The organism is Streptomyces sp. NPDC026417, assembly GCF_055567695.1.
Genome location: NZ_JBVHPY010000021.1, coordinates 187,320 through 197,506, shown reverse-complemented (window position 1 = coordinate 197,506; position 10,187 = coordinate 187,320). Strand labels below are relative to the sequence as shown.

The 10,187-nt window shown below is 70.5% G+C and carries 9 protein-coding genes; 8 read left to right on the top strand and 1 reads right to left on the bottom strand.

Going from position 1 to position 10,187, the window contains the following annotated elements; translation table 11 throughout:
* From ACZ4NT_RS29685 to ACZ4NT_RS29665, 5 genes are all read left to right on the top strand, one after another.
* The coding region (locus ACZ4NT_RS29685) for a BTAD domain-containing putative transcriptional regulator (protein ID WP_467728344.1) at nucleotides 1-242 on the top strand (242 nt) is incomplete at its 5' end.
* Nucleotides 243-643: 401 nt separating this feature from the next.
* Nucleotides 644-2,845: a phosphotransferase gene (locus tag ACZ4NT_RS29680; RefSeq protein ID WP_467728343.1), complete on the top strand. Its 2,202-nt coding sequence runs from the start codon at nucleotides 644-646 to the stop codon at nucleotides 2,843-2,845.
* Between the two features lie 315 nt (nucleotides 2,846-3,160).
* Nucleotides 3,161-4,141: an ATP-binding cassette domain-containing protein gene (locus ACZ4NT_RS29675; protein ID WP_121407841.1), complete on the top strand. Its 981-nt coding sequence runs from the start codon at nucleotides 3,161-3,163 to the stop codon at nucleotides 4,139-4,141.
* Nucleotides 4,138-4,965, top strand: coding sequence for an ABC transporter permease (locus tag ACZ4NT_RS29670; protein WP_121407840.1), 828 nt, complete (start codon nucleotides 4,138-4,140; stop codon nucleotides 4,963-4,965). The genes ACZ4NT_RS29675 and ACZ4NT_RS29670 overlap by 4 nt, the downstream gene beginning before the upstream one ends.
* Nucleotides 4,966-5,100: 135 nt before the next feature.
* Nucleotides 5,101-5,703, top strand: coding sequence for a dihydrofolate reductase family protein (locus ACZ4NT_RS29665; protein ID WP_467728342.1), 603 nt, complete (start codon nucleotides 5,101-5,103; stop codon nucleotides 5,701-5,703).
* A gap of 67 nt (nucleotides 5,704-5,770) precedes the next feature.
* Here the strand turns inward: ACZ4NT_RS29665 and ACZ4NT_RS29660 are convergent, their stop codons facing one another.
* Nucleotides 5,771-6,631 (bottom strand): MmyB family transcriptional regulator, encoded by an 861-nt coding sequence (locus tag ACZ4NT_RS29660; RefSeq protein WP_121407838.1) that lies wholly within the window; start codon nucleotides 6,629-6,631, stop codon nucleotides 5,771-5,773.
* A 156-nt stretch (nucleotides 6,632-6,787) separates the two neighbouring features.
* Between ACZ4NT_RS29660 and ACZ4NT_RS29655 the strand changes: the two genes are divergently transcribed.
* From ACZ4NT_RS29655 to ACZ4NT_RS29645, 3 genes are all read left to right on the top strand, one after another.
* On the top strand, nucleotides 6,788-7,549 hold the full coding sequence (locus tag ACZ4NT_RS29655) for an SDR family oxidoreductase (RefSeq protein WP_467728341.1): 762 nt from the start codon (nucleotides 6,788-6,790) through the stop codon (nucleotides 7,547-7,549).
* Nucleotides 7,550-7,800: 251 nt separating this feature from the next.
* A complete protein-coding gene (locus ACZ4NT_RS29650) occupies nucleotides 7,801-8,904 on the top strand; it encodes a right-handed parallel beta-helix repeat-containing protein (RefSeq protein ID WP_121407836.1) in 1,104 nt (367 codons plus the stop codon).
* Nucleotides 8,905-8,992: 88 nt separating this feature from the next.
* Complete coding sequence (locus tag ACZ4NT_RS29645) at nucleotides 8,993-10,021, top strand: methyltransferase (RefSeq protein ID WP_121407835.1); 1,029 nt, start codon at nucleotides 8,993-8,995, stop codon at nucleotides 10,019-10,021.
* Nucleotides 10,022-10,187: the final 166 nt, after the last annotated feature.

The window sequence follows — 10,187 nt, the reverse complement described above, 5'->3', positions numbered from 1 at the left end:
CCCGGCATCCGCAGCACGAGGGGCTGCATTCGCAGGCGATGGTGGCGTTGTACCGCTCGGGTCGGCAGGCGTCGGCGTTGGATGTGTACCGGCGGTTGCGGGCGCGGCTGATCGAGGAGCTGGGTGTGGAGCCGTCCCCGCAGCTGCAGCGGCTGCATCACGCGATGCTGGCCGTCGATCCCCGCCTGGACGTGACGGCCGGCCCCCGACGCAGCTCCACCTTCGACCTCTACGCAGCCTGAACCAGCCCGAACAAGGCCTGCCCATTGTCCAGTTGTGCTCCGCAGCCCCGAGCGGGTCACTCTCGACCTGTTGTGCCCCGCACCCCCGAGCGGGTCACCCCGAGCCCCGGTGAGCCCCGCACCCCGAAGCGGTCCCGGGCATTGCGCCGCCTGCACCCGAAAAGCGGTGCCTCCAGAACTTGTCTCACGTAGCAGGCCGAGCCCCGAGTCCGGGGAGGTGACCAGCCGCACTGCTGCCGGGCAAATGGAAACTCAAGCCCGCGTCGAGGCTCGAGTGTCACAGTTTCACGCGTTCGGGTTACGGATGCATCAACCGGCTGTGCGTCGGCCCGATCGGCCTTAACCTGACCGCATCGGCATCGATGCCTACGCGTGTCCATTCATTCGTTCAGGAGCGGCCTGTGGCCGATTCAGCCGTGGCCGCTCAGCAGTCCACGTTCGAGGATTTCGTCCGCCATGCCGTGAGCCACGGCGAGATGACGAATGGCCTCCACAACCGCAACATCCTGGTGCCGCTGACGGAGGCCATGGCCCGCGGCGTCGGCAGGGAACCGGGGGAGCAGGTCACGGTGCGGCGCAGGCTGCCCGACCCCTCTCCCGTGGTCATCAGGACGTGGCAGGACGAATCCCGCATCCTCGGCGCTCTGCAGGGGGCCTTCCCGCACGCACCCCGGTGTCTGGGGAAGTACCGGGACATCGCCGTGCATAGTTATGTGGACGGTGTGCCGCTCTCCGCTGTCTGCCGGAACGGCAAGCCGGTCGACTCGCAGACCATCGACGCACTGGCGGAACTCCTCGCACACATGGTCCGCGTCCGCCGCGAGGCGCTGCCGGTGCTGCCGTCCGACTGGCCCCACAACAGGGACAGCCGCGCCTTCCTGCGCATGCTGGCGCTGCGCACCGAACGGCAGGTACGGCTGCCGAACTGGGCAGTGTTCGGGGGCCTGTTCGCGGCCCTGGGTGTTCCCGACGATGCGATGACCGCGTTCGCCGACCGTGTCCCGCCCATGGCCCGCCGCCCGTTCAGCCTGCTCCACACCGACCTGCATCGTGACAACGTGATCGTCCCCAGCCAGGGCGACCCACCCCTGATCCTCGTCGACTGGGAACTGGCCACCTACGGCGACCCGTTGCACGACCTCGCGACCCACCTGGTCCGCATGGATTACCCGGACCCCCAGTGGGACCAGGTCAAGGACGCCTGGTACAGGGCGATGCGTGCGGTCAGACCGGCCGCCACCAACGGCATGGAGAGCGACCTGCGCCATTACGTCGCCTTCGAACGGGCCCAGTCGGTCTACCCGGACGTGATCAGGGCAGCGAGGTCCCTGGGCGACGAGAGTGACCCCAAGGGCCTCGACGTCGCGGTGGCAGCCGTGCATCGGGCACTGCTGGCTGCCTCCTCGCCCCTGAGGCTCGGCAGGGTGCCTGGTCCGGACGAGATCGGAAGCGTGCTCCTGCGCCGGCACGCCCGCCGCCCCGGCCGCCGTCCGAGCCCCGGACGCGCCCCGACCGTGCACTACGTACGGCCCGGTGAGCTGAGTGAGCAGACCGTGGTCGAAGCCCTGCTGGCGGAGGGCGCGGCCGGTGCCCACCAGGTTTTCAAAGGCACGGGGCACCTGAACACAGTCGTGCAGGTGACCGGCGTTCCGGAGCCACTCGTCGTGCGCCGCAGGCTCCCCACGGCCGACAGCCGCCGAGAACCGTGCTTCTTCGACGAGCACGAGGTACTGCAGTCGATCGAGACCCTCAACGGCGCGGTGCGCGCACCGCGCGTCCTGGCCCGGGGAATCAGTGAACTCTCCGAGCCGTTCGAGGTGCACTCCTACGCAGCCCCGTACCCCTGTGGCGGGCAGGCCCCGGCGCCGCCCAGTCATCCCGTGAACGGGCTGCGTCCGAGCGAGGCCGACCATCTCGTCGACCAGCTGTGCGCCCTGACCGAAATCGACGCCGCCGCACTGGACGCCACCGTCGCCGACGGCACCTTCTACGTCTGGCTGAGCGACCGACTGGTGGAACTCGTCGCCTCCCTCCCCAAGGAGTCCAGGCAGCTCGCCCGCGTGCTGGGGCTGCCCGACGCGGGACGCCTGAAATCCATCCTCGCCCGACGGACGGTCAGCCCCCGCCGCACGGTGCTGCTGCACGGTGACCTCAATCCCTGGAACCTGGTACGCGACGAAGCCAACCGCGGGCTGGTCGTCATCGACTGGGAGATGGCCATGGTCGGCGACCCCCTCTACGACCTGGTCCGTCATCTGCACCTGACGCCGCACGGCGGTGAGGTCAAGCAGCGCATGTTCCGACGCTGGGCCGCCAAGCTGGCGCCGCGGTACACCGACCAGTGGGAGCAGGACGTGCACACCTACCGCTGGATCGAGATCGTCCGCTCCGCCTACGTCGACCTCGACCGCCTGGTGACGGGCGAGGGCGCCGACAGGCCGAACGTGCGGAGGGCGGTGGACTCGTACGCGATGACGTTGTCCGCCGCGCAGGCGTCGTTGGGCCTGCGCGGCGCCGGCATGGTCAACACCCATCTCGCCCTGGCGCTGCCGCGGGGCGACGACTCCGCCCGCCGGCCCCACGCGATGCGGCTGGTCCGCTGACCCTCCTGGTGGCCAAGCAGGAGGCTGTGCCCCCGTTGGAGGCTTTCGACAGGCCTTCCAGCAGGTTTGCTGTGAAAGTCTCAACGGGCGTTGCAGGTATACGCTTGAGGCTCATGAGCAGGGAAGTTCCGGACTCCGTCCCCACGCCATGCCCCATGCCGTCCCCGTCGAGCCGACGCACAGCGCCCCCGCCACCACGACGCCGTGGCCTCGATGCCGCTTCCGAGGCCAGCCGACGCTCCCTCCTGTGTGTGGCCGCCCCGCACCACAGCCCCGGCTCGCAGGCGCGGCCGGCCCGGAAAGGAAACGGTGGTCATGCCGGCAGCGATTGAAGTGGCGGGCCTGTGCAAGAGCTTCGGCCCCGTGACGGCACTGGACCACCTCGACCTGAGCGTGCCGCAAGGCACCGTGCACGGCCTGCTCGGACCCAACGGTGCGGGCAAGACGACCGCCGTGCGCGTCCTGAGCACCCTCCTGAGCCCGGACGAGGGCAGCGTGGAGGTGTTCGGCGTCGACGTCCGCACCGACCCCTGGCGCGTCCGCGCCGACATCGGCCTGACCGGACAGTACGCCGCGGTCGACGAGTTGCTGACGGGGCGTGAGAACCTGTACATGATCGGCCGGTTGTTCCGCCTGTCCACCGGTGACTGCAAGGCACGCACGGCCGAACTGCTGGACCGCTTCGACCTCGGCGAGGCGGCCGACAGGCGGGCCAGGACGTACTCGGGCGGCATGCGCCGCAGGCTCGACCTCGCCGCGAGCCTCATCGCACGGCCCCGCCTCATCTTCCTCGACGAGCCGACCACCGGTCTGGACCCGCGCAGCCGCATCGACGTGTGGCGCATCGTCGGCGAACTCGTCGCCGACGGCACGACCGTGCTGCTCACCACGCAATACCTGGAGGAGGCGGACCATCTCGCCGACTCGCTGTCGGTGATCGACCGGGGCACCGTCATCGCAGGCGGTACCCCCGACCAGTTGAAGGCGCAGGTGGGCCAGGACTGGGCGGACGTGGCGCTCATGGACGGCGCCGCCGTCGAGAAGACCATGGAGATACTGCGCCGTCGGCTGGGCACCGAGCCGGTCGCCGACCCGCAGACGCTGCGGGTGCACGCGCCGCTGTCGGACGGCGGCACACTGGCCGATCTGCTGCTGCTCCTGCGGGACTCCGGGGTCGCCATCCGTGACGTGTCCGTGCGCCGACCCACCCTCGACGACGTCTTCCTCGCCGTCACCGGCCACCGGGCCGCCCCCACCACCCCGAAGCAGCACGCGGACAAGGACGGTGAACGATGACGGTGTCCACGGCCCTGAACCGCCGGCACGACTCGGTGGGCACCCGGCCGCTGAGCGGCGTCTCCTGGTGGCTCTCCGACGCCTGGCAGATGGCCCTGCGCAACCTCAGGCACATTCTGCGCAGCCCCGAACTGGTCATGATGTCGCTGCTGCAGCCGGTGATGTTCATCCTGCTGTTCACCTACGTCTTCGGCGGCGCGATCGACGTCCAGGGCGGGAACTACCCGCAGTTCCTGCTGCCCGGCATCTTCGTGCAGATGGTCCTCTTCGGATCCGCCGCGGGCACCACCATGGGCGTGGCGGCCGACATGCACCAGGGGCTGATGGACCGCTTCCGGTCGATGCCGATGAGCCGCTCCGCCGTCCTCGTCGGCCGCACCGTGTCGGAGATCTTCCGCAACATCGTCTCCGTCGTCGTCATGGTCGCCGTCGGCCTGCTCACCGGCTTCCGCTTCCTGAACGGGCTGCTGCCCGCGATCGGCGGCATGCTGCTGTTGCTGTTCTTCGGCTACGCGCTGTCCTGGCTGGGCGCCTACATCGGCCTGGCGGTACGCAATGCCGAGGCGGCCCAGGCCGCCGGCAGCGTCTGGATCTTCCCCTTCACCCTGATCTCCTCCGCCTTCGTCCCCACCGAGACGATGCCGGGCTGGCTGCAGGTCTACGCGGAGCACAGCCCCATGACCACCGTCGTCAACGCCCTGCGTGCCCTCTTCAGCGGTGGGGCGGCCGCAAGCGACGTCCTGCAGACACTCGCGTGGTCGCTCGTTCTGATCGCCGTCTTCGCACCGCTTGCGGTCCGCACCTACGCTTCCCGCTCCCGCTGACCGGCCCGCAGCCCGGGAGGCCGCCGGCAGTGCGTCACTGCCGCGGTGTCCGCGTACGGGCGCAGCGCACCGATGACTTCCCTCGGCCCCGGCAGTCCACCAGGGAGAGGGAAGTAGCCACCGGAAGGACTGCTCATGCCCGAAGCCGACACCCCGCCCAGCACCGGCGCCGTACCTGTGGAGACCGAACGCCGGACGGCCGGGGGAAAGGTCCTGTGGCACTTCACCATGTCGCTGGACGGATTCGTGGCGGGGCCGGGCCACACGATGGACTGGATGACCGGGTTCACGCACCGTCCCGGCCTCGTCGAGGAGTACGCCACGACCACCGGCGCGGTGCTGGGAGGCCGGGACGGCTGGGATGTCTTCCCGGATGCGAGCATGATCTACGGCGGTGCCTGGCAGGGTCCGGTGTTCGTGCTGACCCACCATCCCGAGGACGCGCAGCCCGCCGCAGGGGTGACGTTCCTGAACTGCGACGTCGCCGAAGCGGTCCGGATCGCTCTGAAGGCCGCGGGCGGCAGGAACCTCGAGGTCTTTTCGCCGACCATCGGCCGTCAGCTGCTGGAGCTCGGGCTGATCGACGAGATCGACCTGCACATCGCGCCGGTGCTGCTCGGCGACGGGATCCGGCTGTTCGACCATCCCGGTGGCGCACCCGTCCGCCTCGAACTCCTCAACGGCCGGGACCGCACGGCCGCGGTGAACGTGCGCTACCGGCCACTGCCCCCTTCCTGAGGCGCCCCCGGGGCAGGCGCGGGCGCTGAACCGGCTGCGGCGCGTGGTCCGGCCCGCAGGGCACCGGTTAGGGTCCGGCCGGCTGCGGGGCCGCCGACCAGGAGGCCAGGAGCCTGAGCCGCTCCTCGGTCTGTGACCGCGGCTCGGGCGTGTAGACGACCAGCATCTGATCCGGTTCACCGGACACGGTCAACGTCTCGTACGGCATCGTCAGTTCACCGACCACGGGGTGCCGCATGCGCTTCGCGCCGTACGTCTTCTCCCTGACCTGGTGGTCTGCCCACAGGCGTCGGAAGTCCTCGCTTCCGAGGGACAACTCGCCTACCAGTGACGCCAGTTGCCGGTCACGCGGATGACGGCCCGCGTCCAGCCGCAGAAACGCGACCGTCTCCGCGGCCACCGCCGGCCACTCCGGGTATATCTCGCGTGCCTGCGGGTCGAGGAAGACCTGGCGCGGCATGTTGCGTTCCCTGGCCGGCATCCGCGAGAACCCCACCACGGCGTCCGCCAGCGCATTCCAGGCCAAGACGTCCATGCGGCGGCCGAGCACGAACGCGGGGACCCGGTCCATGCCGTCCAGGAGAAGGCGCAGCCCGGGGCGGATCCTCTGCCGCGCCGTCCCGGAGGTGCCCCGGCGTCGGTCGGTCCCGGGCCTGGCCACCGTACGCAGGTACTCCTGCTCCGTGTCGTCCAGGCGCAGGACTCGCCCGACGGCGTCGAGCACCGCGTCGGAGACGGAGGGGCCGCGACCCTGCTCCAGACGGATGTAGTAGTCGACGCTGACGCCCGCGAGCTGTGCGACCTCCTCGCGGCGCAGCCCCGGCACGCGCCGCCTGCCGTGTCCGGGCAGCCCGACCTCCTCCGGCCGGATACGGGCACGCCGGGAGCGCAGGAAATCGCCGAGGTCGGAGTCCTTGGGTATGTCCATGCGCTCGATCCTAGGCGCCGGTCCCGATCGGATCCTGGTACTGCCGAACCCAGGAAAAGGCCTCCCCTGGGTAGCAACCCGGCCCGGGCACAGAGTGGTTGTCGTAGCCGAGACACGACAGCGCCGGCCGCGGCGCCCCACCCCCAGGAGACCTTCATGTCGTACGACACCCTCACCGGCCGCACCGCACTGGTCACCGGAGCCGCCAGCGGTATGGGCGAGGCCACCGCTCGGCGCCTGGCCGCGCACGGCGTGCGCGTCGCGCTGCTCGCCCGCCGGGTGCCACGGCTGACGGAGCTCGCCGCCCGGATCGAGGCGGGCGGCGGGCAGGCCCTCGCGGTCGCCGCGGACGTCACCGACCAGTCATCCGTGGACGCCGCGGCCGGGCAGGTGCACGAGGCCTACGGGCCGGTGGACCTGGTGGTCAACGCGGCGGGCGTCATGCTCCCCAACCCCCTCACCGACGGCCGCGCCGACGAGTGGCAGCGCATGCTCGGCACGAACGTGACGGGCGCCCTGCGCATCGTCCGAGCCTTCACCCCGGACCTGATCGCCGCAGCCCGCGGCGGCCGGACGGCCGACCTGGTCAACATCTCCTCCATCGGCGCGCACATCACCTTCCCCAACTACGCGGTGTACGGCGCCACCAAGGCCGCGCTCACGTACCTGTCGCAGTCCCTGCGCACCGAACTCGGCCCGCTCGACGTACGCGTCACCAACATCGAACCCGGCCTGACCAAAACCGAGTTGGGCGGCCACATCGACAACACGGAACTCTCCGGGCAGTTGGAGGGCATGTTCGAAGCGCTGACCGGTCTGTCGGCGGAGGATGTCGCGGACTTGATCGCCTACACCACGAGCCGGGCCCGCCACGTGAACCTGCGTCAAGCGATTCTGCTCCCGACCCGGCAGGCGTAGTCACCCAGCCGGCTCCTTCGCGGGGCGGTGCCCCGGACGCGGCACCACGACGCGCACCTGATGCCCTTGTGCGCCGCTCGCCGCCGCGCCGCCCCCAATTCCCACGGTGCCTGCCTCAAGCGAGCGTCGCAGGCAGGGGCAGCGTGCGCAGGGGGTGGACCCCGGCGGGCCGGGACGGCTGGGGCGGGGGACACGCCGCCGGATGACCTATCCCACCGATTCCCAGGCCGTCAGGTCATAACGTGCACTATATGAGGAAATGCCGCATCGCATATCTGGCGTGTACGGCGGTGCTGCTCGGGACGGGCCTCGGCGCCGCCCCGACGGCCGCTGCTCACACGGTCCATCTCGTCAAGCCAGGGGAGTCGATCCAGAAGGCGGTGGACGCCGCCCGCCCGGGCGACACCGTTCTGCTGGCCCACGGCACCCATCACGAGAGCGTGAACGTGACCACGCCCGGGCTCACCCTGCGCGGCATGGGTCGCGGCACGGTGCTGGAGCCCGAGGCGGGCACGAGCACCGGTACGGCTGCTGCGAAATCCAGGTCGGACGCCACGAAGGGCGCCGAGAGCTGTGCCGCGGCCGGTAACGGCATCTGTGTCGCCGGCACGAAGGACCACCCCGTCGACGACGTCACCATCGCCTCCCTGACGGTGACCGGCTTCAGCAAGACCGGCGTCCACGCCACCTGGGCGGACGGGCTGACCGTACGGCGGGTCACCGCAGCGAAGAACGGGGTCTGGGGCATCGCCACGGAGCACTCGCTCCGCGGCGCGTTCCGGGACGACACCCTGCGGGACAACGGCGACGCGGGCCTGTTTCTCGCCAACACGGTGAAGGAGGAGCAGGGCGCCGTGGACACCGGAGGAACGGTGGTCGAACACAACCGGCTGGAGGGCAACCGGATCGGCGTCACCATCCGACGGCTGCGCAATCTGACCGTCGCGGACAACCACCTCACGGGCAACTGCGCGGGTGTGTTCGTCGTCGGCGACGAGAACAAGCCCAAGGCCGGGCTGGTGACCGTGCGCGAGAACCGCATCGTGCGCAACAACAAGTCCTGCCCGAAGACGGCCCGGCTGGACGCTCTCCAGGGCTCCGGCATCGTCCTGACGGGCGCCGAGGACAACCTCGTCACCCGGAACGTGATCGAGGACAACGTCGGCACCTCCCCGCTGTCGGGCGGCATCGTCCTGTTCAAGAGCTTCGTGGGTGCGACCAGCGAGCGGAACCGGATCAGCGACAACCTGCTGCGGGGCAATTCTCCCGCGGACCTCGTGAACACGGACACCGGCGAGGGCAACACGTTCGAAGGCAACTCCTGCCTGTCCTCGAAGCCCGCCAGCCTGTGCTGACCGCCCGGCGTCGCACTCCGCGGCCTCGGCGAGCCGGTGAACCCCACGTGATCCTCGTACTTCATCCACCAAGGAAGGTAAGCGGCCCATGACCACCGCTCAGTCTGCCCCTGCGCCGTCCATGCGGCTGCGGGAACTCGCGTTCGGGGCGGCATGTGCCGCCGCGCTGCGCGCCGCCGCCCGGCTGGGTGTCGCCGACGCCCTCGGCGAGAACCCGATGGCCGTGGAGGACATCGCGGCCGCGGTGAAGACCGAACCCGGCCCGCTGCGCAGGCTCCTGCGGGCGCTGTCCTGCTACGGCGTCTTCGCCGAAAACCCGGACGGCACGATCGCCCACACCGACGTCTCCCGGTTGCTGCGCGAGGACGACCCCAACAGCCTGCGTGCCATCTCGCTGTGGTGCACCGAGCCGTGGACCTGGGATGCCTGGCCGAAGCTCGACGAGGCGGTGCGCACCGGCCGCAACGTGGTCGAGGACCTGTACGGCAAGGAGTTCTTCCCCTACCTCAACGAAGACGCCCCGGAGTCGGCAGACGTCTTCAACCGCGCCATGACCACCTCCAGCGTGCAGTCGGCGCGGGACGTCGCGGAGTTCCTCGATCTGACGGGCAGCGCCTCGGTCGCCGACATCGGCGGCGGCCAGGGGCACGTGGTGGCGAGCCTGCTGGACAAGTACCCCGAGATGCACGGGTCGCTGCTCGACCTGCCCCGGGTGGTGGAGAACGCGGTGCCCAGGCTGCGGGCGGGCGGAGACCTCGCCCACCGGGCGAACGTGGTGCCCGGCGATGTCCGCACGGCCGTCCCGGTGAAGGCGGACGTGTACGTCATCAAGAACATCCTGGAGTGGGACGACGAAAGCACCGCCCGCACGCTGCGCAACGTCCGCGAGGCGGGGGGTCCCGGCACCCGGGTGGTGGTGATCGAGAACCTCGTCGACGACTCGCCGTCCATGCGGTTCAGCACGGCGATGGACCTGCTGCTGCTCCTCAACGTGGGAGGGGCGAAGCACACCACACGAAGCATGCGGGACCGGCTGACCGAAGCAGGCCTGGTCATCGACGACATCAGCGCGGTCAACCCGTATCTGCACGCGTTCGACTGCCACGTCCCGAGCTGATTCAGGCGAGATTTCTTCCCCGACCGGTCGCGGGGGGGGGGGGGGGGGGGGGGGGGGGGGGAGGGGGGGGGGGGGGGGGGGGGAAGGGAGGGGGGGGGGGGGGGGGGGTGGGGGAGGCGGGGGGGGGGGGGGGTGGCCGCGCGGTTGGCTGACGAGGACGGGGACG

What these genes read in the sequence shown, in the direction of transcription:
- ACZ4NT_RS29675 (WP_121407841.1), top strand. Translation starts at nt 3,161, where the DNA reads ATGCCGGCAGCGATTGAAGTGGCGGGCCTGTGCAAGAGCTTCGGCCCC.
- ACZ4NT_RS29670 (WP_121407840.1), top strand. Translation starts at nt 4,138, where the DNA reads ATGACGGTGTCCACGGCCCTGAACCGCCGGCACGACTCGGTGGGCACC.
- ACZ4NT_RS29665 (WP_467728342.1), top strand. Translation starts at nt 5,101, where the DNA reads ATGCCCGAAGCCGACACCCCGCCCAGCACCGGCGCCGTACCTGTGGAG.
- ACZ4NT_RS29660 (WP_121407838.1), bottom strand. Translation starts at nt 6,631, where the DNA reads ATGGACATACCCAAGGACTCCGACCTCGGCGATTTCCTGCGCTCCCGG.
- ACZ4NT_RS29655 (WP_467728341.1), top strand. Translation starts at nt 6,788, where the DNA reads ATGTCGTACGACACCCTCACCGGCCGCACCGCACTGGTCACCGGAGCC.
- ACZ4NT_RS29650 (WP_121407836.1), top strand. Translation starts at nt 7,801, where the DNA reads ATGAGGAAATGCCGCATCGCATATCTGGCGTGTACGGCGGTGCTGCTC.
- ACZ4NT_RS29645 (WP_121407835.1), top strand. Translation starts at nt 8,993, where the DNA reads ATGACCACCGCTCAGTCTGCCCCTGCGCCGTCCATGCGGCTGCGGGAA.